The sequence below is a fragment of the Nocardia sp. genome, from assembly GCF_025465275.1.
Classification (GTDB): domain Bacteria; phylum Actinomycetota; class Actinomycetes; order Mycobacteriales; family Mycobacteriaceae; genus Nocardia.
Genome location: NZ_JAODNK010000131.1, coordinates 19,269 through 42,620 on the forward strand (window position 1 = coordinate 19,269; position 23,352 = coordinate 42,620).

The window sequence follows — 23,352 nt, forward strand, 5'->3', positions numbered from 1 at the left end:
GCGGCCCGAAGCGATCTCCCCTGAGATCAGTCGGCAGAGGGTCACCGAACACGGTGACGTCCCGATGCGGGCTGCAAGCCAATGCCCAACTGCCGCAGTGGAATCACTGCGTCCTCCGGTAGATTCAGTGGTATGAGTTCCGGTGGCGATGAACTTACCGCCCGTAGTTATGCTGGCGTGGCCCACGGGGATCAGAAATACGGTGTGCAGCCGTATTCGAGTCATCTGGCGGCCGTGCGTGCGGTTCTGGATGACTTCGGGTACGGCGGGGATCTGGGAGTAGCTGCCTGGCTCCATGATGTTCTGGAGGACACGCACGTCACCCGGGAGGAACTCGAATCCACCTTCGGGTTGGCGGTCACCGAACTCGTGTGGGCCGTCACCGGAACAGGCAGCAGCCGTATGGACCGCAACGAGGACATGTATCGGAAGGTCGTCCGTTACCCGTTGGCGGTGATACTCAAGCTGGCCGACCGCATCGCCAATGTCGAGGCGAGCGTGGGCACCCACTGGCTGTCGATGTACCAGGGCGAACACGCGGAATTCCGTGCGCGGCTCGGTGGCAGCCTCATCGACGAAGATTCGGTCGTGCGTATGTGGAGTCGGCTCGACCAGGCGATCAATATCGCTGGATAGCCATCGAGGCGGCGGCGGACCGGACTCCGCAGCTATGCTCGTGACTCATACGGGAAGATCAACGGGCTGAGTCGATCTGAGGCCAACGGAACGTCCGCAATTGCCGATGAGCTGTCAACTGTGTCGTCCATCGGGACACACGGCTCCTTGCTCGTCACCGCGACACGCACGCGCCGCCACCACCATCACTCGATCAGGGGATGGTGTGTATTCGCTGACCCGCCGCAGTGACGAGCTCGTTCAGCTGGTCCACCCGCTCAACGGGTACGAACGTGACGGCATAGTCGTCACCCTCTGTGACAAAGGAGACCAGCGCGAACCCCAGGGGGCCGCAGTGTTCGCCGACCCGGCTGAGGAACACTTCGGTGAAGTCGCCTGAATGCCAATCGGCCGCGGACGTGACGAGGTCTGGAAACCAATCCCAAGGCAGGTCTCTCGGAAGGAAGATCGAGCGTTCCAGTCTTTCTCGTATTTCTTGCGCGTCCTGCTTCCACCAAAACTGTGCGAAGACGCCGATCCCGCCGTAACTGCAATCACCGAGGCAATCGAGCAGTCGACTCCACGAACTGAATCCGCGATCGGTGGCAGGATCCCGCAGCATGTAGCGAACTGTGTCGATGAGCCACTCATGATCGCCCAACAACGCCTCGGCGATTGTCAGCAGCGGATTCGGGTCGCCGCTAATCGAAGCAGACGAGGCTTCCCGCAACTGGTCGAATGGCACCTGCCAGTCATTACATTCGACCCATCCATCCAGCTGCAGATCCATTGGCGAGGCGACACCGAAAACCTCACGCAAGATCTCCACCGCTTCCACTGAGACCTCGCGATAATCGTCCGGGCCAGGCCGTTCTATCGAACACCGCCAAATGACGTCATCGGAATCCGGTGCGTACCAACCACGGTCGCGAAGGAACTGCCGCCCCGAGTCGTCGATCTCATCACACACGTGGACGTTGAGGCCGTGGCCGCCCGCGCTGTCATTCTTGCTGAAATCCAAGAATCTCTCGCCTGAACTGAGAATCAGAGCGGTATAGATGGGACACCGGCACAACACTCCCGCAAGACTTCTCGTGAACGCGTCCCATTCCTGGCTACTCATCGACACCCTTCGATCCGGCAACTCAATTGCGCCTCAGCATGATCGCATCACTCACCGACAACGCTCGACCGGAGGGTTGCCACCGAAGCGTTGGCCGCAGCAGGGACAGAGCAGCCGGGCTCGGCAAGATCAACAAGGTCGCGCTGTCATGCCGCGACCCGCGCGTTGGTCGGCCGTCCAAACTGGTTGGCTGACAGCTCTTCCGGATACGCGCCCATGCCGAGTTGAGGGGGAAGAGCGTCGACAGCCAGAACCCGCTACGCGCCGTCGATTCAATCGTGTTCCCGAACACTCATGACACCGAGCCCCCGCCGCGCAGGCGGGCGTACTCAGTGAAACGAACCGACATCTCCGCGTCGAAAGCGGTCGCCCGTTCCAGGGAATCGAACTTGTGGAACAGGTCTCGTTGCAGGTACCACTCCATCAACGACACCGCCTCCTGGGCCTGTCCCTGCGACAACGCCAATATCACGACATCACGCAACCGCGCAGGATCCGGATTGGACCTGTCCGGGTTCGTCAAGTTCGGCATGCGAGCCAGCTCCACAAGCTGCGCCAGACTCGCACGCTGTTCGAACCACTGAACGACCGAACCGCGCATCATGTCGATGATCTGGTTCACCCCATAATCCACATCGCCCTCGACGCTGATCCAGACCGTCGCCTGCCCCGGGTAGCTCGGATGCCGAAAAAACCCGAACTGAACCGACTCCAGGCATCCCAGCAACCGCGCCTTGGCATTGCTTTCCAACGCCTCGGCCGACAGCTCCGCTCGCATCCGAGCAACCGGTTCTGCCATCAACCTTGCGCGGCCCTCGAGGCCCACGCTCCCGCCGTTGCCTCGCAGCATGTAGGCCTCGACGACTCGCCTCAGCTGGGTATCGCTGTCCTCGGGGGAGGCGAACCATTCCCTGCGGTAGCGCGGATAGCGCTTGCCCGGCTCTGCCGACGTGAGCCCTTCCGGCGGCACCGACGGAGCGAAGCCCTCTGCGGCCAACCGCTCACTGAGACTGACCGTGATCATCTTCATCAACCGTGCCGACACGCTGGCCGCCATGGTGCGTCTCCCTCCCGATCAGCGCGTACACCCGCACCAATGCACCCTATTGCCGCATACCGCGCTGTTCGGAACGGCCAGCGCGGCACTTCGGAAGATCAACCAGCAGTATCCATCTGGTGTCGGCCGAACGCATGCTACTGCCGCTGATCGCGCTGACCGAACCGGCCAGAGCGGGAACGCCGAAGATTGCCGGGCTGTGGCGGTCCGCGGTCAACGGATGGTCTGTCTTATCGACTTGCGGGAGAGCGCGAACGGAGCCGGAGCGACGCTCGGTCGAGCCCGCGAATGTTGCATGTACTCGGTCGGTCCTGATAGTGAATCAGCACAACGGGTTTCGCGGGATCGACGAGTCACGATGCACTCCCGGGCGATGGGTCAGCCGGTCACCTTGGCGAACCAGCCGCCTGCCGGCAACTCTGGGCGCTCCGAGGGGGTCGGAGTCCACACGGAGCCTGTCTGCTCGGGCCACAGCACCTGTACACGATCGACCGCCTGCCGCAGCGGCTCGGTGTCGATCTCGACGCGGCTCTCGGGAACCCCGGCCGCCGGCCACGCGACCCAGATCGCCATCTGGCCCGCCGGCGGAATCGGGGCGAGTTGGAACGTGAAGGTGCTGTGCGCCGGACCCCCGCCTCCACTACCCGATGTGAGCACGGGCGCCGTCGCCGTCCGTCGCGTCGCCTGGTTGTCGATGTTGGTCGAGGCGCTGCCGTCAGGGAATTCGACACCGAACAGACACCGATCTCGCATGCTGGGCCCGCAAACACTCAGTGCGGACATGGCCGTGACCGGACTCGGTGCCTGAACATGAACGTGGACACACAGTTCGACTCCTTGGCTGTAGACCCGGGCCCCGTTGAGCGAAATCACGATGTGGTCCGTGCGCGCGAGCACCGCTTGGAGCGGCACCACCGCGGGTACCTCGTTGGTCGGCCGAGACCACCAGCGGCCGACTGCCGGTGACTGCGTGGCGTTTTCGGTCTCTTTGCCCATGGAGCACTCCTGACTGAGGTGATCCACCGCTTCCCCGCCGGTGGACCGAAGGCGGATGTCCCGAGGTGCGACAGGTCGACCTCGCCGACACGATATCCACACCCCCCGACAATCGCGGTGACCTCATCGACTCGTGACCGACGCCAGCAAAAACTGGTTACACCCAGACTCTCACCCAGCCACGCTGACAACCCGGGCACGCAATTTCTCCCTGATCGGGGGCCGAAACACGGCCATCCGCCGCCCACCCAACGCGCCAATCTGCCGCGACCCGGAGCCGCACCGCTCGTGTGACCAATGTTCGCGAGAATCGTTGTGGCACAGCGTGTTCCGAATGGGCGAATATGACATGTTCGAATATTGCCCATCCGCCACTCAAATTGCCGTCATCGGAATAGCCGCACGTTGCTGAAAAAGTAAGGCGTGGTAGTGAACTCGGGGTAATGCCGCTCACCCGAAGCTGCGGCAACCATGCCCCAAGTACAGATTGTTGGGCAAGGTCGACAACCTCCGCCAGGAACCGGAGCTGGTAGACGAGGAGAGGCGTGCCCTGGAATGCATGCCAACAATGAGCGAGGACGCCGAACGCCTTCTCGCAGCGCTGGTCTCGCGCCTGCATCTGCACAGCCCTACCGAAAATGGGGAGTGGGAGCACTGATCGACGATCCGCTCCGACGCCCACGACCACCGGCATCTCGAGCTGGGCGGGATCAGAGCTTTCTACTCGTTCGGTGCTCCAGGCTGTTGTGGAGGGGGCAGATGTTGCGTGTAAGTCGCGTTGTGTCCGCCCTGTACGTTGACCCCGTCTCCGACTTGGGCGTTAAGTACTGTTGACTTGTCACCCGCCGTCGGCGGCAGTGGAGCTGGAGCCGGGACGGCTCGTCGGGTGAGAACGACTCCCCAGCTCGCCACGCCGAGTGATAGGACACCGACTATCAGGCTGAAGATGGTGGCCAGCTGGGAAGCGCTATTCAGTCCAACATCCACGAAAAGCCAGATGCTCGCTCCCAAGCAGACGATTCCGAGGCCAACGAGACCTCCGCCCACAATCTTTGTACTCACGGGGTGAGTATGACGCCGAATTCCATTCGCCACGCTGTGATCGCCGCGACTGCAATACCGGACCGATAGGTACTGCGCTGCGCCCCGCGATCCGCCCCATCCGGGACACGAGTTCCTTACCATGGAGCGACATACGGACGGGAGCGGTCACCATGCAGGCGTCTGGTTCACTCGATAGTCGGAGTCCATCGCGCCCGTCCGACTTCGATGACCGCTAGATCTGCCGCGCCGCAGCCAGAGGAGCACGCGGCCGAAGTCCACCTGCAGGCGAGCCTGGTAGGTGCAGGCACCAGCGTCCAGGCCGGGCACGACGCATCAGCAGTCTTCATCCATGGTGACGCGGTCTTTTCGACGATCGTGGTCGGCAACAACAACACAGTTAACAGCGCCGCAAGGGTTTTCACCCTCGCTCCGATCGGTCCGAAACCGGCCATGCCAGGCAACACTGGACCCGCGGCACTGTTGGATCCTCGATACGAGACAGTCCCATTCCTGCCTACCCCGGATCAGGCCGTCCTCACCGAGTGGCTCACCGAACCTAGTTCGCTCAGCGCATGTTTGGTTTCCGCGCCCGGCGGCTACGGCAAGACACGGTTGGCGTGGCAGATCTGCCGAGACGCCGAACGCGCCGGGTGGCGCACTGCCGTAGCCAGGAACTCCTCGGATCTGCCGGCGCTGACACCGAACGACAGCGGCGTCACGCTCCCCCCGACCGAGCAGACTCTTGTGTTCCTCGACTATGCGGATCGATGGAGTCGTAGCGATCTGCAGGATCTGGCCCTCGGGCTCTCAAGGCTTCCTGGGAAAACCCGACTTCTTCTTACCGCGCGTTCTGAAGCGTTCTGGCCCATCGCTTCTCGCTCTCTGCGCGCACTCGGTTTTCAGCTCAGCCGGATCCGCCGGTCGGACCTGTCTGCGCGTCCGGAGGATTCGCGAGCGCACTACATTGCCGCGCTTCACGCGTACGGCACCGCACTGGGTCTCGGCGATCCGGACTCGGGCGTGATCGACGTGCAGTTGCCGCCATCGGTGAACTCTGCCCTTGAAATCCATGTCCTTGCACTACTCATCCGACTTGCCCAACATGAACCTGCGAGTTCGATCGGATCGGCATGGCCTGAGCTGTCCCGCGAACTGATCGAGCGTGAACTCGACCATTGGGCTCGAATGGCTAAAGACCCACCCGCTCCGATTCGGACAGATGTCGCCACCCTGTTTCGCGCGACGGTCTTCGCCACGCTGACCCGCGGCCTGGATTATGTCGACGCGCAACGGCTTCTCACGCAGCTCGGGTTCGACCTTGTCGACAGTCTCATCACCGACCATGCGGCCTTGTACCCGGCTCCAGATCGTAGGATCGTGATGTGGCCCTTGTTGCCTGATCGCATCGGTGAAGATCTGCTGGCATGCTCGCTCAGCGCTGCGCCGGAGGACTCCTTCCTGGCTGGATGGGGCGGGCCAGCGTGCGACAACCTCGTGCGAGCACTCTTCGCACTGAGAAAGCAGATCGACATTCCTGATCACAGCTCGATCCCCTTGGTCGAGGCTCATCTGGGACCTGCGTTGGCCGTCTTGGTCGACACGGCCGCGCGCTGGCCCCACGTTCGGGACGTGCTGCGTGAGGTGGTCCAGGCGAATCCGCAACTCGGAATTCTGACCAGCGGACCCACAATGGAGAAGATCGCCCAGTACGTGCCACTGCCCACGCTGCGCGAAGTGGCCACCGCCCTTGACGATTTCGCAGTCTCGCCTGTCGGAGCGGTCAACCTGACCTTGCACAACAGCTGGGTCGAGGTGCTCTCGGTCATCTCCACGAACGAGCAGTTCGACGATCTGCCGGCGGAGGAGAAAATCCAGATCCTCGACTCGCTGGCACAGTCCATGATGGATTCGGGACGATTCGATGAGGCGCTGACTCACTCGTCGCGAATGATGCGTTTGGTGCTCGAACACTGGGTAGCAACAGAATTCGGCCCGACCGAGCTGGTCAAACCCGACGACGTGGAGCTCCGACCCGATATCGACGTTCCACCAGCGGTTCACATGATTCTTCGTCACGCGAACCGATCCGTATCGGCAAATCAGCCGGAGGTTGGAACGTACTGGAGCGCGGTCGCTGCGCACCTGGCCACGAGCTTGCCGCCGGAGGATGCAATCCATGTGTCGGTGACGAGCGTGTACGCCGGTGCACTCGCCGCGGCCGGAGACCTCGACAACGCCGTGACATTGGAGAAGGCCCTGTTGGCGGCGTTGGTGAATCGCCAAGATCAGCTGGCCGACGAATCCGACCTTCGGATGATCGCGGCATCGATGCAAAACCTAGGCGTCCGCTTGCTACGAAAACGCGACTACGAGCAAGCCGGGGTATTTTTCAAGGAGGCCCTCCGAATCCGTGTGCACCTCCACGAAGAGATGCCCTGGCTGTTCGGTCCCGAGGTCGCCGAGTCGGCGCACAACCTCGCGATCACCGAAGGTAATGCAGGAAACGTCGACGGAGCTCGGATGCTGGCCGAGCAGGCGGTTGCGATCCGCCGCAATATGGTCAAGGCCGTGCCGGGCTCTTTCACACGTCAGCTGTTGATCTCGGTGAAGTTGCTGGTCAAGATCCATGTGAAACAAGGCGACACTGCACAAGCGCTTGAGCTCAACGACGAGTACTTGATCGAGTGGCGTCGCGCCGCCGCCCAGTTGGGTAGCAGCGCTATCCCCATACTGTTGGACGGCCTCGAAAACAGACTCGAGATCCTGCACCGTGTCGGCCGAATCGACGAGTTCCCGATCGATGTTGCACGGTTGCTGCACGGGACCCCTGGGCGAGCTGCCTTCGCAGAGTCCAGTCAAGGATTGATAGCGCTGAGTCTGGCAGGCCGTATCTTCCGTGCGCACCCGCAAGTCGCTGCCGACCTGACAGAAACGTATGCTCTCGTCCTGCAACATATTTCACCAGAATTGATCGACGCAAACACCGCTGTCTACGTCGCACTGGGATCGGTGACCGCCCAGGCGTTCGGTGCCACAGACGCAGCTTTGAAAGTGCTTGTTCGATCACGCGGATCTCGCGAGATCGACGAGTGGGTCAAACAACTCCGACCTCAATATCTGGAGGTCGTACCCCAGATCCTGCACCAATGGGAGGCGCTGCGCACCAACGACGATCAATCCCGATCGATCGTGCAGACCGCCGCCCCGTTGATTCCCGTACTGCGCGCTGCAGCGTCCATCTCACCCCGGATAAAGGTATCCGTGGCCGAAATAGCGCACCTGTCAGCCGCCTTGGGCATCGAATTGCATGAGGACTCGGGCACGACCGAGCTCGCAACGCTGGCCGTGAAGTGCAGTCACGAACTCGTCGCCGAGGGCCACCGCCCCACAGACGACCTATTGACAACGTTGAACACCCTGGCCCTGGCCTATCTGGATCTCGAGAACCCCGGAGCCTTGGCTGCTTCCATTCAAGCGGTAGCCCTTGCCCATCAGAGGCGTGAACGACATGGTTCAGCCATGACCGACAGCGACTTCGCGATGTGCATGGAGACCCATGCTCGCGCGTTGGCGGTGGCAGGCGACAAAGACCGTGCCCTCGAGGCATCGCGAGTGGGGTTCACTGTCCGACTGTCGATGGTCAAAGCCGGCGGCAATCAGATGCTCCCGGCCTTCCTCCTCGGCTGTCAAATAGCCGAAACCCTGCTCGTGAAGATCGGATTGCGGTCCATGATCCCTGCCCTGTGGCACAGCGCCGAGACGGCACTGGAACCAGAACTCTGGCAGGAGCTACAGCAGTTACGCGAACCGCAGAGCTAACTGGTGCTCGCACACGCGCCCCTTCAGCAGGTACGGATCCCAACTCATGTTGCACCCCCGCACGAGACCCGCATGGTCTCGAAGGCTAGACCAAAGCTCCGAAGCCAGAGTGCTGGCTAGCCGTGGACGACCGAAGGGACACGATGCATTCGGCAGAATAGTGCGTTCGGCGGACGCGCCGAGTCAACTGAACACGCCAGTCGATGGCCTCGGATTTCGCCGATGCCACCGGATCGTGACCGTGCTTCACGGGGAATCGTCCGCCGATGATCGACGTCGGATTCACCTGCACAGCAGTCGGGTGTGGAGGTCAGGTTGTGGAGGCGGCGATCCCTTGTTTCCGGGTGTTTTCCCCCGGTTGTGCAGCCAGCTGCCGGACGACGCCGCGCCGATCGTGACGGGCCGGCCACGGAGCTGGCGATGTCGGGCTGGATGAGAGTTACTCTGTGGCGTTCTTGCCGACCGTTCGCGTCAGATGTTCGGCGAGGCTGTTGATCGGTGGTAGTTCATTGTTGTCGAGGGTGAATCGTTCGATACCGTCAGCGATGCGCAGTGAGTGCAGGGCGGTGGTTGCCGCAGTTCGGATGTTTTGACGGGTGAAACCTGTTGCCCAGTCGATAGTTATGGCCGTATTCGAGTCAGCGCATCGGCGTTGCACAATGCCCGCCTTCATGTCGAAGACTCCCGGGCCTGTGGCGATGCCGTCGTCCGCGATTTGGAATCGCCATTCGGTGATCGTTCCCAAGGGCCAGACCGTATCGAAATGCCCGACGACCAACACGCGTGGTCGCGGGGCCTGGGCTACCAGGTGCACGTTTTCTCCGGACCACACGAGATCTACGGGTCGCCCCAGGGCTTTGTCCAGCCAGGGTGCAAGCAACTGGGCGCAGTTACGCAGAGCCTCAGGGGAATTCGAGGGAGATTCGCACTCCACCAGCTCGCCCAACTGCTTCAACATTGTCGGCATCATCGCGGTGGCCGACTCCAGCGTGTGGTGTTCGTTTCCCATGCGAATTAATCATCGTCCGATCTTGCGCCGCGTGCACGCTCAGTCGCCTCTGCGGTCTGGCGGATCGAGCCCCGTCCTGACAGCGCTGCTGCGGGCGCGTCCACGACGCCCCGGCCACGACAGCACCACCGCTGCGGCGGGGAGGACCGCCACGACCACCACGAACCGCCACAACGCAGGGCACCTCATCATCGCCTCACGCACCGTCTTACCGCGTTCGCTCCACATCGCCTGTCTCCGTCCCGTACTCGTCCCGAATGGATCGAAACCCACTCCAGCACAGGAAAACCCGTAGATAGGAAGCCCGATCAAATCCGATGAAGAAGGCGCGGAAACGATCGGAAGTGGCGCGAGACCGCCACGATTCACGGTCTGGGTACCCCAGCCCAGCACACAGAGAATTCGGAAGGCGATCGTTTTCCGAACGGTCCGCTACGGCATGTAGTAAGCCAACGTCTGTACGAGTTGTTGCTGCAGACCCGGAATCGGCAGTCTGGCAGGGATCGGCTCTTGATCGGAGGATCCGACTCGGGGCTGGTCCTTGACGAGGTACGCACGGCCATCGATCCCCACCATCGGCATCGGCGGGCAACCGCAGGAGTATCTACCAGAGTCTGATACGCCGGAGCATGGTGCGACGGCGCTTCGCGAGGTCAGACCCCACCCCTGCACAGGCACAAGCTCGTCGTGGGTGTAGTTGTAGCTCTTAACGGACCGATGTTCGGCCGGTTCGATCCCCAATTGGCTGATCACGGACACGAATTCGTTCAATGCCCGCTGCTCTTTCTCCACCAACGCCGCGGCGACGGCATCGAGCTCAGCGGCTTTCGCTGCCTGTTTAGCTTTTGCGCGCTGCGCATCCTCATACAACCCCATGGCGGCACCTACCTCCGTGATTCTCGGGAATCTCGGAGTCGTAGACCCGCTGATTCCTCTCTCGCGGGCATCAGCCCGTCTCTTGACAGTGTGGGCGCATAACCCCAGTCATCGGGCGTTGCCTGCACCGATCAGTGCGAGTTGATCGTTTTCCGAACGACCGCCGCAGGAGGTGGCACGCCGACACTCCCCGCATTTTTGGGGAGCTGGACCCTCAGATAATGGGGGGGTGTGCAGACAGTGAGAGGTCGGATCCACCCTCGAATCCGACTCGGCTGGACCACGATCGGCACCGCGGTCGGGGTGAGCAAGCGGGGCGCGCTTGATTGGTACACCCCGCAAGGTCGCGGACCAGGAGCAGTACGTCGGTAAGCATTACGACGCCGACCCTGCCCGCGTAGTCGTGCCCGAGTAGCGCTGGGCCGCTGCCGGATTCGACACAACTGCGGAGACTCACTTCATGCCGGGTACGGGTGTACCCCAAACGACAGGCTGGTCACGAGGACCGAAATCGGCTGTGCCCCCGTGGGAGTCAACTGTTCCCAGCGCGCGCCCGCCGAAACCAAATCTCGGCTTCAGCGAGGTCCCCCCGGGTTTTCAGCAGGATCCCGAGGTTGTTCATCGCGGTCGGGTGGCCGGTGGTGGCGGCTTTGCGGTACAAGGTCTCTGCTTCGATGAGATCGCCCTGCTCTTTGAGCAGGAACCCGAGGTTGTTCATCGCGTGCGCGTTGCCGGTGGTGGCGGCTTTGCGGTACCAGGTCTCGGCTTCGGCGAGCTGCCCCCGTTCTTTGAGCAGGAACCCGAGATTGCTCATAGCGTTCGCGTCGCCGGTGGCGGCACTCTTGCGGTACCAGCTCTCGGCTTCGGTGAGTTCGCCCCTGCTTTTGAGCAGGGTCCCGAGGTTGTTCATCGCGTCCGCGTTGCCGGTGGCGGCACTCTTGCGGTACCAGGTTTCGGCTTCGGTGAGGTCGCCCCGTTCTTTGAGCAGGACCCCGAGGTTGTTCATCGCGTCCGCGTACCCGGTGGTGGCGGCTTTGCGGAACCAGGTCTCGGCTTCGGTGAGTTTGCCCCGTTCTTTGAGGAGGATCCCGAGGTTGTTCATCGCGGTCGGGTGGCCGGTGGTGGCGGCTTTGCGGTACCAGGTTTCGGCTTCGGCGAGATCCCCGTGCTGATGAAGGTGGTATCCGAGACCGAACATCACCACAGGATTGTGCGGGTCCGCGGCATGTGCGCGCCGAGCCTCGGCGACCTCCCGATCCTCTTCGACAGGTGCTGGAGACGGCGCACGTGTGGTGGCGGTGACCGCACGCACCAGGTCCGCCGCCAACTCCTGACACGAGGGGTACCGGTCAGCGGGGTCCTTGGCCAGCGCGGTCGCGATCACCGCGTCCACATGCACCGGCCGATCCGGGCGCAATATCCGCACCGACGGGACCGGCGCGCTCATGTGCGCGGTCAGGAACTCGATCGGCGCCCGTGCGGGGAACGGGACCTGCCCGGTGAACAGCTGGAACATCGTGCACCCGAGGGAGTAGATATCCGCGCGATGATCCACCGGACCGTACGCGAACCGCTCCGGTGCGGCATACGCGAGCGACAACGCCACACTGGTGGCGGTGGTGGCCGAACCGACCGCACGAGCGATCCCGAAATCGGTGAGCACCGCGATACGACCATGCCGAGGGTCGTGCTCGATCAGCAGATTCGCCGGTTTCACATCCCTGTGCAGCACACCGTGGGTGTGTGCGTGATCGAGAGCATGCGCGGTATCGATGATCAGCGCAAGTACCTCCTCGGCAGGCAACCCGCCAGGCGCGGCAGCCAGCAGCCCGGCCGCGTCCCCGCCGGCGATATGACGCATCGAGAGCCACAACGCCCGATCCCCGGGGTCGCTGCGGTCGTACACCTGCACGATGTTCGGGTGATCGAGTTGGGAGGCCAGTTCCGCTTCCCGATCGAACGCCGCCCGCGTCCCGGCCTCCGCAGCCCACTGCTCGTGCAGAACCTTCAGCGCCACATCACGTTTGAGCCGCGGGTGCCGGGCGAGGTAGACCACACCCATCCCGCCCGTGCCCAGGCGCGCTTTGATCACGTACCCCGCGAACACCGACCCCACACCCACCACCAGGCCCACCCCCGATCAGTCGCACCGCATTCCCGCGGTGCTGCAGGCAGGCTACGGGCCATCGCTTTCACCTGGCCAGCAAAACTGTTAATCGCACTGGCCGCCTTCAATTCTCGACAGGCCACGATCGGGATCGGGCCGTAGGTGTGGATGTGCATGCGCAGCAACTTGGGGCGGGCTGGTCTCGTCCATCCTCAACTCTCTCCGCATCGTGTTGTCCGGCAGTGCCCCCCGACACTACGACAGAGTCAAGTTTATAGATCGGCTCCGGGGTCGGTGGTGTTCGTACGGTCGACCGTGTCGGGTCCGATATCGCGCGCGGGGAATTGCGATTCGACGCTGTCGGTGTCTCGGCGGTGATGCTGTTCGGCTTCTGCTGCGTCAGCGGTGAGTTGGAATCGTCGTTGTTGTTCGTGTTGTAGTTCGCTCAATTCATCGATCAGCCAGTCGTTGTCGGGGCTCGATGATGTGTCGGGTTGGAGTTGGGCGGGCCCGTAGAGCAGCGCTTCGGTATCGGCGAGTGCGAGGCGGAGGGTGATGTCCTCGATGCGTTGAGCCAGTTCGGTGTCGGCAAGCACGCGGAGCGGGTTTGCGCTGGCGGGATCAGGGGCGGTGGGGCTTAAAGGGGTGATGGCATCGGTGAGGTGTTGGGTGACCCAGGTTTCGATCTGTGCGCGGAGGTCGGCGGTGGGTGCGCTGTACCAGTCACGACGCAGCATCGTCAACGCCGCAGATGTGGGGTAGAGGTCGGCGATGTGTGCGCAACGCGCCGCAATATGGTCGCGTGGTTCGTGGTCGGGGATCACGGGGGCGTCGTTGTCGCGGCACTCGCCGCACAACCCGTCGTCGCCGCGGCGGCCCGGGGGTGGGGTGGCGTCGAGGACAGCCCGCTCGAGACCGCAGTGCACGCAGCCGAATCCGCGGCTGTCGGGTACTGCGGCGAGGTCGTAGTCCAAGGGGTGCTGGGTCGGGCGCGGGTCGTGGGGGTTCGGGTTGTAGTACCGGTGGGGTGCGCCTTCGGGCAATGGCAGATGACGTGGTGCGGCATCGATATCGGCGCGTGTGTCGAGGTATTCGGCGGTGCCACGGGCAGCGGCGATGTCGGCGGCGGTGGGCCGTACGCGCGGCGAGTTGTCATCGATGCGGGGTTCGTGGTCGCGGGCGGCGTGCTCGGTGCCGGCGACGGTGCGCGAGAGTGGGACCCCGAAATCAGGGTTGTAGGTGTGCGGGTCGGTGTCGGGTGTTGCGGCTTCGATGAGCGTGCGGTGCTGGGGAAACTGTTCGGCGGCCCACCGCAGTCGAGCCTTGGCGACCGGGAAACTGTTTTGGTAGAGCGTGGTCGCGACCCGTTGGAGCACATCGAGTTCGGTGTCGGTGGCTGTGCGGGAAGCCGCGATGAGTGCGTCCTTGGCCTCGGCGATGCGTCCGGCGTGGAGAAGGGCGGCGACGACGCGAAGCTCAGCGGTGACCGCACCGCCGGGATCGGTATCGCGAGGATGGTCGTGTGGGCCGGCTCGACGTTGTTCCTCGGGCCGCGAGGCTGCGGCGCCGTCGTCATGTTGTGGCATGGTCTGGTCCGAATCTGTTTCTGTGGTGCGGCTTTCGTCACGTTCTGTCGCAGTGGCCGGTGATGGGGTGACGGGGTTCAGGAGGGCTTCGATGCGCCAGGCGATTGCGGTGGCGTACTGGTCCGGTCGCGGTCCCGGGTCCTCGTGCACGGCAGCGGCAAGTAGCTCCTGGGCGGTGGTGAGTAACTCGTGTGGATCCCAGCCCTCGGTGGTGCCGTGGTCGACCGCGGCAACCAAGCGCGGCCAGGCCGGGCTGGCAAGGACGGTGTCGGTGAGGTCGTCGCCGAGCACATCGTGAAGGTGGGCGGTCCAGTCGGGCCGTAGATGGGTGTGATCGGTCGAGGTCTGTAGCGCGGAAGGGTCGAGTCCGAGCCGGAACCAGAGTGCGGCAGCGGGCATCTCGTCGGGCAGCGGCCGTGCGCTCGCGGCGTGCGTGAGTAACGTGTCGATGTCGAGTCCGGTTCGGGCGGCGGCGTCGAGTCTGTCGGCCAGTTGCGGCCACCACGGGTCGTCGAGAACGCGGGCGTCGAGGCGTTTGGCCAGCGGCGACCACATGTCGATCGCGGTATGGAGGTCGCCGAGTACGTCAGTTACCCGTGCATCCAGTAGCCGTTGATGGTCGTGCTCGCGGGCCGTGAAACCGGGTGGGCCCGTGGGCCGTAGATCGGTGTCGATGGTGTGGCGGCCCGCCCGCCAGACCGCGAGCTCACCCAGTAGTGCGTCGTGGCCGAGCAGCGGTCTCGCCCACACCGGCGCCGTCGTCGCTGTCCAGCCCTGGGCATCGGCGCGGATCTGGTCCGCGAGATGGGAAGTCAGGCGTGCACGGGCGCGCAGATGCTCCGATACCAGACCCTGCGGCAGGTTCCGCGGCAGCCCCCGTACCCAGGGCAGAGGTTGAGTCTCGCGGGGATAGGCATGGCCGGTGTCCAGCCGCCAGTGCAGCACCGCGGCGGGATCGGCGGCGGTGCCCAACTCTCGCGCGGCGAGCGCAGAAGCGAGCGCGTCGCGAGGGTTGCGCCCGGATAACGCGATGAGGGAGAGGACCTCACGCAGTGCCGGGTAGGCGGGTGTGTCGGTGAGTCCCGGCCACAGGTGTTCGGCGTGGGCGTCGAGGGCGGTCAGCTGCTCGGTGCCGAGTGTGTCTTCGGCGGCGAGTGCGAGTGCGTCGTGGTAGGCGTCGATGGCGTGGCCGAGGCGTTGGTGCGGGTCGAGTGCGTCGCGTAGTTCGGTGTGTGGGGAGTGGTTGGTGTTGTCGCGGGCCAGGATTCGCTGCAGGACTTCGACGGCGGTGCGGGGGAACATGCCGGGTTCGGTCCAGAAGGAGGCTTCGCTCCCATCGATCGCGGTGGTGACGTACACGGTGTTGGTGGTGGCGCCGCGGGTGAGGGCGACGTAGAGCTGGTTGCGCGATTCGGTGCCGGTGAGCACGACGTGGCAGGTGCCGGCGGTGATTCCTTGCGCGGAGTCGATGGTCATCGCGTACCCGAGCCGCACATGCTCGCGCACATAGTCAGCGGGCAACACCGTGGTCTCGCCGGTGCGGCGGCCGGAACGCAGATGGGTGACGGTGAGAGCGCCGTCGGGATTGACGGCAGTGACTGTCCACCGGTAGCCGTTGCGGACCCAGTCGTGTTGTCCCAGGCGCAGTCTGGGGTTGTTGCGGCGGGCGCTGACGATGTCACCGAGCGATGCGTGTAGCCCGTCGGCCAGTTCGGCTTCCACACCGACCGTACTGTCGTTGCGGGCGATGCGGTCGGCGCGGGCTTGGTCGTTGAGTGCGGTGACGATGTCGTTGGTGGCGGCGAGCATCACGGTGTCACGGCCGGCGAGCTGGTCGGCGATCCATCCGGCATAGGCTTGCTCGCGCACCGCGGCCGGTGACCCTGAACGGATGCGTTGGTGGTCGAGGTAGAAGCCAAGGGCGCTCGGATCTCCTTCGCGCAGTGCGAGACTGGCGGAGGCTTCGATGGTGGAGGCGAAGCGCACCACCTGGGTCATGGTCGAGGCGCGCGCGGCGTCCGTGGTGTCGGCTGCTGAGCCGCTGGCTTCGATCGCGGGTAGTTGATGGTCGTCGCCGACGCACCGTACCGGCGCTTGGCGGTCGAGAAGGAACTCGAACAGCGCCAGTCGTTTGTCGTCGCCGAGGCGCACGTGCTCATCGACGATGACCAGTGTGCGTGGGTCGATCTCGAGAACCCACTGCGGCAGCGACGGCGGAAACGGTCGATCGCCGTCGCCCGTGGCCACGGCGGTGGGGGAGTGCTTACGCAGTACGTCGAGGAGTTTGTCGATCGTTTCGGTGCGGGCGTTGATCGCTTCGCCGAGCACTGCCGCCGCGGCGGCAGTGGGCGCCAATCCGAGCACGGTGCCGCCGTCGACGCGCCACGCGTCGGCCAGCACGCGCATCGCAGTGGTCTTCCCGGCACCGGCGGGTGCGTTGGTGGTGGTGATGAACCAAGGGGAGCGGGCGAAATCGGTGATGACCGAGACCTGTCCGGCGTTGAGCCGCCGCCCGGCGTTTGCCCGATCCAGGTGGTAGGCACCGATCGCGGAATCGACATCGTCGGCTGCCAGGGTGTGGGCGCCGACGCGTAGCGACAGCTCGATCAACCGCTGCGTGGTGCTCAAACGATGCACGCTGGTGTAGGTCTGGGTACCGGCGCTGGTGTAAACGCTGGTGCGATTGGTGCGCTGGTACAGGGGTGGAACGTCGGCGAGGACGGGTTCGTGGGCCAGGTCCGGATCACCGCGCGCGACCGCGTGCCGTTGTGAAAGCGCCTCGGCGACCACCGCGTCGACCGTGGTGGCCCACTCGTCTCTGTTCAGTAGTCCGCGTAGCTGTCGTTCGGCTTCGGCGCGGACGTGATGCCACTGCCAGCTCGACCGCTCCCCGGACACTGTCGCCACAATGCGCCCCCCGATCTCCGTGATCTGGGTGGCGGTGAGTCGGCGGCGCGGTGCGGGCCGGTGAGACAGAACGGTCGACACCGTCTTCGACAGCATTTCCGGTGAGCCGAGGACTGTTTCGGCTTGCCGGCGCCAGTCGGCGCGTTGTTCGGCCCACGAGCGTGATCGGTGCCGTGCCGGGCGGGTTTCCAGGGTGGCGCGCTCCATCAGCGCGAACATTTCTTTCGGCATCGGTTCACGCCCGACTTCACGCTCGAACTTGGCCGCGAGCGTCCCGAGGCACGCGGTGATCGCGGCATCACGACGGGACCAGTACTCGATCAATACCACTGGCACACCCTCGATTTCACGGATCGGCCGCTTGGCCGGATCGGTGCCGGGACGTTCACTGAACGACACCGCGAGGTCAGGCTCGAGATGGTGTTCCAGGCGGGTGTTGTAAATCTCGCTGACGGTCACCATCAGCCGGTAGATGACCACGGCGTCGAGGGTGAGCCAGCGGCCATCGAGGGTGCGGACCCGGTTGGCGATCAACAGGTGTGTGTGCAGATCGGGGTCCCCGCACCGTGATTCACGGTGAACGAACCGCGCGGCGATGATCCCCTCGACATCGACCTGCCGTATCCCGTTGGCTCCCAATCGGGAGTAGATCGCGTGCTTCTCCAGCCAGGTGACCGCATCGTCGATCGCCTTGTCGTGCGCGGCGGATATCTTGTCCGAGACTGCTTTCGGGGCGATAGCCCACAACGCTGACACGCTCTTGACCGGGCTGAAAGTGATGTCGAATCCGGCGACCGCCGCCGATCGCGGGCGCGAGTTGCGGGCCACCCACCCCGACAACTCACGCGCATCCAAAGGCGGCCGCCCGATCATTTCGGTGAACATCGTGGTCGCGACACGGCTGCGGATCCGGGCACGGACATCGTCGTCGACGGCTGCTGATCTGGGCAGGCCACCGGCGGCGTTGTGCTCGGCGAACGCGGCTGCGCAACGTTCCCGGAATTCGTTGCCGCCCTGGTACACCCGGAAAGGACGCCCCAGCCGGGTGGCCGTGTCCGCGGCGCGCAGAGCATCTTTGGGTTTGGCGCCGGCGGTGATCTCGCGGTCGAGGACCGCGGTCTCGATGGCGTCGGCGTTCGGGTGGCGTCCTTCGCCGAACAGGCTCTTCATCTGCGCTTCGGTGACGAGGTCTCCGCCGTTCAGGCCCACCGCGGACAGGCCGCTGCCGTGCCACCGACCGGGTGATTCACCCCGTGCCGAGTAGTAGTCGGCGAGCGTCCCGGGGCCCCGGTGGGTGGAATCATCGGCGGCGACTTGGCGCAGGTAATACAGATAGCCGTTGCCGGCCAACACTTTGTGCAGCGTCGCTGTCACATATCCATCGAAACCCTGTGCCACAGTGCATGTCCAGGGCCGAAACTGATGAAGAAATTACCAGTTCGACTATTTTGCCTGGTCGTAATCGAATTGTGTCCCGCTATGCAAGAGGTCTGAATGGCGCGAATAGGAGGAAGAAGGGGGGATTGGGGTGTGGGAGAAGAAGTAAACATTAGGTGAGGAAGTGTGATTGAGAGGGTGTGGGGGAGTTGCTGTGAGGGATATGGGTGAGATGGGGAGGAGAGAGGATAGGGGTTCGGCAGGTAAGCAGAGTGGACTGCTCACCTGCCGAAATCGACCCTGAAGGCGGACAGCCTGTTACGTCGGGAGAGTAACCGGACCGGTTGGGGGACAAGTGATCTCGATCGGAGGGTTCAGGTAGACGTGCAGCACATGAAGAAGCAGGCAGAAGGCGCAGTAAAACGCGGCGAAAGCGAGCATGTAGAGGAGATAAGCGATCGTGTACCGCAGGATCTCGGATGCAGGCGGCATGGGGCAGCTCCTTCGTGAATGTCGGGTAGGTGCGTGGTGGTGGCCGGTCCGCCGCAGGCGTGAGCCCTGCGGCGGACCGGAGAACGGGAAGGGTTGAAGTCAGGCGGCGTGCTCGCGGCGGGCAGGCACGTCCAGGCCGATCCAGACCAGGCACTGGGTGCAGAGGCTGTCGGTGTTGACAGCGGTGATGCGGGTACACGCATCACAGCGGCCAGTGCGCTGACCCGCACCCAGCACCGGGCCGCGCCGCCGCGGCTGCCGCCGCGCCGGAGCCACCGGTGGTTGCGGGTCGGGGTCGGACGGTGCGCCACCGGGAAGGGCTGCGGTGTCGAGGAATTCGTCGATGAGCGCGATCAGCCACTGCGGCGCACGACCACGAACTTCCGCCAACAGGCCCCGCGCCGCGGTGGGGTAGATATCGGCGAAGAACCGGAAGTACGCGCGAGCGAGATCACGCGCGGTGAAACCGGCAGGCAGCGGCGGGAGCCCGGGGCGGTCGTCGGCGCGGCACATGTCACACAGTCCGTCGTCGCTGCGGAGTTCTCCGGCGCGGGCGTGGATCAGGTGTTGGTCGGTGTCGCTGCGTTCGATGAAGCAGGACACGCACCGCCATCCGCGGACCGGGGTCATGGCTTCATGGTCGTAGTCCAGGCCGTTGCCCTGGAAGGGAATTGCGGTGCGCCGGTCGGTGTAGCCGCGCAACGTGGTGCGGGTGGCGGCGTGGGTGAGGGCGTTGTCGTCGCTGATCGCGGATTTCCCGGCGATGGCGAGTGCGTGCTGGTGTTGCTCGGCGACGTAGTGGGCGTAGGCGTGATTCCAGAGCGCGCGTGCTTCCTCCGCATCGAGGGGTGGCTTCTCGGCGGGGAAGCGCGGTGTCCACGAACCGATTTCGGGTCGGGCGAGCAGTCCGCGTTCGCGGGCACGGTTCTCGGCGGCGCGGGCGTCGGTGAGTTCACTGTCGACGGTGTCGGTATAGAGATTCTCGGCAACGTATTTGGTGACGAGCTCCGGCTCGGTGACAACAGGGCGGCGCTTGCTGCGCCGGGCGGCGCGGTACTTGATCTGCTCGGGTGTCTGGCGTGACTTCTCGGTGCCACGGTTGGGGGCGAGGTAAGTACGTGCGGGTGGGTTGCGCCATTGCCGCATCGGTGTGCGCGGCAACTCCGCGGACGGCAGTGCGACGTGCAGGGCGGAGTATTCCTCCTCGACACTGGTGTTATTGCGCTGGGCGCGGGCTTGCATCTCCGCGACCCGGTCGGCGCGGTCACGGATGAACAACCTCGGATCGGTGTCGGGCACCAAGGCGACCAAGCGGCGCTGGTTGTCCGGCTCGGCGGCGTACTGGGCAGCAAGCCTTTTCATGGCAGACTCGAACGGGTAGAGAGTGAAGGTGTCCACGAGCCGATCCAGAAAAGCTCGATCCTCGGCGGTGGCCAGGGTGAGCGCGGCGGGGAACGCACGGCGTGCGGCGCGGCGGTCGGTGGTGAAGGTGATGTCGAGTGCGGCAATGGCGTCGATGAAGGCACTGGTTTCGGTCACGAGTGGTTTCCCATCTGGACGGTGATGTCGGCGAGCACCCCGGCGCGTGAGCAACCTCGACACCCGGGATGGCCGGCTGGTCCGGACGACCAGCCGAGGGCGCGAGACCGGCCCCGGGTGCGACGCGCGGCGGAGAACGCGCCAGAGCGTGCGGAAGCGAATTTCCGTGCGCTCACCCACGAGACAGGCGCTGACGGATCAGCAGGGGCGCACGGGGATTCGGTTGCGCCGGGCGCGGGCTCAGTGGCGCGGCGCGGTCGGGGCCGGTAGCCCTCGAGATGGCTGGTCGTCCGGACCAGCAGGACATCCCACCCCCCACCTATCCCTGCACCGGCGACCGCCGGTGCAGGCAAGGACGGTGAGGCAGGAGACTCAGAAGGTCGGGTCGTCGGTGAAGCGGTTCGACCCGACGACCGCGAGTGCCGGTGCGTGCCACGGGTCCTGACCCTCGGCGGGCTGATCGACACCGTCGGCGGACTGACCGAACCCGTTCCCGGCGGTCGTACGCCGCGTCGGTCCCGCGCCGTTGCCGGTCGCGTTCTTCGTTACCTTCGCTGTGGCGTATCGCAGCGAGGGACCCACCTCCTCGACGTCGAGTTCGACGACGGTGCGCTTCTCGCCTTCTCGGGTTTCGTAGGAGCGTTGCTTCAATCGTCCCGAGACAATGACACGTGCCCCGCGGGTCAGGCTCTCGGCAAAGTTTTCCGCGGCTTGCCGCCAAATACCGCAGCGCAGGAACAAGGCTTCGCTATCGCGCCACTCGCCGGACTTCCGGTCGAAGTAGCGGGGTGTGGAGGCGACGGTGAAATTGGTGACCGCTTCCCCTGCTGGGGTGAATCGCAACTCGGGGTCACCGGTCAAATTCCCGATGACCGTTATAACGGTGTCCTGAGCCATAATTCGGCTCCCTTTCTCGAAACAGTTGATACGTCGCCGCTGTCGGGTCGGGATCAGCGATGGATCGCGCCGGGATATCGGTTCGGATGCGCGGCATGTCGGTGGGTCAGGCAGCGGTGGCTGTGGCGGCCGCGTCGAGATTGATGTCGGCGTCGATGTCGATGTCGTGAAAATCGATGAGCCCGGCGGCGGCTTGCTCGACATCGACGAGCTCGAACTCGAGCTGCTCGCCGACAGCGGCGAGGAATCGCAGATACCGCTGGAGGCCGCGGTCGTTGTAGCGCCAGGAGTCCTTCCCGGCGCGCGATTCGAACGCACCCAGCACCATGCCGAGCACGATCACCCACGACCGGCTCGCGGTCGCGGACTGGATCGAGGCGACCAGCTCGCTGGTGAATCCGGAAACCCCGAGCAGGTTCAGCGCGGTCCGAGGGGCGTGGAAGGACCCCAGCAGGTCCGACTCCCAGGCCAGGGATTCGGCGACGAACTGGCCGGCCTGCGGCGGCGGGGTACGCCGAGACAGCAACCGGCCCAGGAATTCCTCGCGCCGCTCCTTGGCAGCGAGACCACGTTTGTTGAGCTCGCGCACCCGCCTCCGCTCCTGGCGCGCCGCATCCCTGTCCGCAGCGGCCTGCGCGGCCTCGGCACGCAGTTGCTCGGCACGCTCGCTGCCAGCTGCCCCGTTGTTCTGGGCGAAAGTGCGCACGCGCAACCCGGACTCGGATAGCTGCTCGGCCGCAAGGAAGTACAGGGGAGTCCAGCGGTCGCGGTATTCGACCGAATCGGCGTGAGGGCGTCCCCCGGCGGGCGGGGATTCGGTGTTGCCCTGGGTGTCCCAGTCGACGTGGTCGGGGTCGACGAGTTCGCCGGTGAGGGTGTCGACGAGTTGCCCGTTCTCCTCCACGTCGACATACACAAGCCATCGGTGCGCGTGCGCGGCGATCAGGTCCTCGGTTACCGGCCTGGAATCGACGGTCTCGAGCAGCTCGGCCGGAAGGATCTGCGGCTCGGTCGAGCTGGTGTCGGGTTCAGAGGTGAGGACACCGAAGCCCAGGGCCGCGTACAACAGGGATGCTTCGAGTCGAGTGCGGGTTTCTCGGCGGTCGGCGGCGATCTGCTTGGCCCGGTAGCTGAAGCTCGATCGTGGCACCTGCGCCAGATACTCGACTGCTTCGGTGTCGCCGAGGGTTTCGTACTCGGCGATGACCGCGAGCTGCTCGAGACTGTAGGAACTGGAATCGACGAGTCCGCGCGCGGTGGGCGATGCGGCGATCGCGGCATTGTGCTTGATCTCGGAGCGTTTGCGCTGCAAGCCCTTCGCGACCCGCGTCACTGACGCACCCAGGTCCAACATCAAGGCGATCCCGTCGGCGCGGTCGGCCTCGACCATGGGCACGCGCCGGTCGTTGACATTCATCTGCATCAACGTCCGGGAGATACGGCGCTCGTTCTCCGGAATACTCGGGTCGGCATCGGTCACCCACACCGGAACCTTCTCGGTGCCGACGTCGGCGGCCATGAGTGCGCGCAGTTGGCCTTCGGTGACATGCAGACTGCCGTCGGGTTGACGCTCGGCGAGGATCGGAATGCTGACGCCGAACTCCTTGATGGAATCCCGCACGTCGGGATGGGCGCCGAGATCGAAGGTTTTACGGACGTTCTCTGCGATCACCAACTCGCTCGGGCCGCGCCAGAGCGCTTCGACCTTCGGCAGCGGCTCCGCGGCGGAGTCCGACTCGCTTTCGAAGGCCGTGGAAGAGACAACGATTTCAGCGGGCTCGATGACGTCGGCGTCGAGAACCGTTACGGCAGTGGGGGCGGAATCAGATTCCACGGGACAGACCTCCAGGTACAGGAGTGGGGCCCGATACGCTGCGGCGTATCGGGCCCCACAGGCAGAGATGGCGG

At 64.5% G+C, this 23,352-nt stretch carries 12 protein-coding genes; 2 read left to right on the plus strand and 10 right to left on the minus strand.

The window, feature by feature from the left end; genetic code table 11:
• Positions 1–132: 132 nt before the first annotated feature.
• On the plus strand, positions 133–636 hold the full coding sequence (locus tag JWN03_RS28350) for an HD domain-containing protein (RefSeq protein ID WP_297621465.1): 504 nt from the start codon (positions 133–135) through the stop codon (positions 634–636).
• A gap of 193 nt (positions 637–829) precedes the next feature.
• On the opposite strand, the gene JWN03_RS28355 is transcribed toward JWN03_RS28350, so the two are convergent.
• The 3 genes from JWN03_RS28355 to JWN03_RS28365 all read right to left on the minus strand — a co-directional run bounded on the left by JWN03_RS28355 (position 830) and on the right by JWN03_RS28365 (position 3,791).
• Positions 830–1,738 carry a DUF6630 family protein gene (locus JWN03_RS28355; RefSeq protein WP_441343071.1) on the minus strand — a complete coding sequence of 303 codons (909 nt, stop codon included), beginning with the start codon at positions 1,736–1,738 and terminating at the stop codon, positions 830–832.
• Between the two features lie 292 nt (positions 1,739–2,030).
• Positions 2,031–2,795 carry a hypothetical protein gene (locus tag JWN03_RS28360; RefSeq protein ID WP_297621469.1) on the minus strand — a complete coding sequence of 255 codons (765 nt, stop codon included), beginning with the start codon at positions 2,793–2,795 and terminating at the stop codon, positions 2,031–2,033.
• 378 nt (positions 2,796–3,173) lie between these two features.
• Positions 3,174–3,791 (minus strand): hypothetical protein, encoded by a 618-nt coding sequence (locus tag JWN03_RS28365; protein WP_297621471.1) that lies wholly within the window; start codon positions 3,789–3,791, stop codon positions 3,174–3,176.
• A 1,269-nt stretch (positions 3,792–5,060) separates the two neighbouring features.
• Between JWN03_RS28365 and JWN03_RS28370 the strand changes: the two genes are divergently transcribed.
• Positions 5,061–8,654 (plus strand): tetratricopeptide repeat protein, encoded by a 3,594-nt coding sequence (locus JWN03_RS28370; protein ID WP_297621473.1) that lies wholly within the window; start codon positions 5,061–5,063, stop codon positions 8,652–8,654.
• 439 nt (positions 8,655–9,093) lie between these two features.
• Here JWN03_RS28370 and JWN03_RS28375 read toward each other — a convergent pair whose 3' ends face one another.
• The 7 genes from JWN03_RS28375 to JWN03_RS28405 form a co-directional block, all read right to left on the minus strand.
• Entirely contained in the window at positions 9,094–9,663 is a 570-nt protein-coding gene (locus JWN03_RS28375; protein ID WP_297621475.1) for a hypothetical protein, read from the minus strand.
• 432 nt (positions 9,664–10,095) lie between these two features.
• Complete coding sequence (locus tag JWN03_RS28380; protein ID WP_297621477.1) at positions 10,096–10,539, minus strand: hypothetical protein; 444 nt, start codon at positions 10,537–10,539, stop codon at positions 10,096–10,098.
• Between the two features lie 532 nt (positions 10,540–11,071).
• Entirely contained in the window at positions 11,072–12,664 is a 1,593-nt protein-coding gene (locus JWN03_RS28385; RefSeq protein ID WP_297621479.1) for a serine/threonine-protein kinase, read from the minus strand.
• A gap of 254 nt (positions 12,665–12,918) precedes the next feature.
• The gene (gene mobF, locus JWN03_RS28390) at positions 12,919–18,513 is read right to left on the minus strand and encodes a MobF family relaxase (protein WP_297621481.1); all 5,595 of its coding nucleotides are present in this window, start codon (positions 18,511–18,513) and stop codon (positions 12,919–12,921) included.
• A gap of 594 nt (positions 18,514–19,107) precedes the next feature.
• Positions 19,108–20,547 carry a hypothetical protein gene (locus JWN03_RS28395; protein WP_297621483.1) on the minus strand — a complete coding sequence of 480 codons (1,440 nt, stop codon included), beginning with the start codon at positions 20,545–20,547 and terminating at the stop codon, positions 19,108–19,110.
• A gap of 372 nt (positions 20,548–20,919) precedes the next feature.
• Positions 20,920–21,444 (minus strand): single-stranded DNA-binding protein, encoded by a 525-nt coding sequence (locus JWN03_RS28400; RefSeq protein WP_297621485.1) that lies wholly within the window; start codon positions 21,442–21,444, stop codon positions 20,920–20,922.
• 106 nt (positions 21,445–21,550) lie between these two features.
• Positions 21,551–23,278 carry a ParB/RepB/Spo0J family partition protein gene (locus JWN03_RS28405; RefSeq protein ID WP_297621487.1) on the minus strand — a complete coding sequence of 576 codons (1,728 nt, stop codon included), beginning with the start codon at positions 23,276–23,278 and terminating at the stop codon, positions 21,551–21,553.
• Between the last annotated feature and the right edge of the window lie 74 nt (positions 23,279–23,352).

Coding starts and splice junctions, on each gene's coding strand:
- JWN03_RS28375 (WP_297621475.1), bottom strand. CDS start 9,663: ATGGGAAACGAACACCACACGCTGGAGTCGGCCACCGCGATGATGCCG.
- JWN03_RS28360 (WP_297621469.1), bottom strand. CDS start 2,795: ATGGCGGCCAGCGTGTCGGCACGGTTGATGAAGATGATCACGGTCAGT.
- JWN03_RS28380 (WP_297621477.1), bottom strand. CDS start 10,539: ATGGGGTTGTATGAGGATGCGCAGCGCGCAAAAGCTAAACAGGCAGCG.
- JWN03_RS28355 (WP_441343071.1), bottom strand. CDS start 1,738: ATGAGTAGCCAGGAATGGGACGCGTTCACGAGAAGTCTTGCGGGAGTG.
- JWN03_RS28365 (WP_297621471.1), bottom strand. CDS start 3,791: ATGGGCAAAGAGACCGAAAACGCCACGCAGTCACCGGCAGTCGGCCGC.
- JWN03_RS28370 (WP_297621473.1), top strand. CDS start 5,061: ATGACCGCTAGATCTGCCGCGCCGCAGCCAGAGGAGCACGCGGCCGAA.
- JWN03_RS28350 (WP_297621465.1), top strand. CDS start 133: ATGAGTTCCGGTGGCGATGAACTTACCGCCCGTAGTTATGCTGGCGTG.
- JWN03_RS28400 (WP_297621485.1), bottom strand. CDS start 21,444: ATGGCTCAGGACACCGTTATAACGGTCATCGGGAATTTGACCGGTGAC.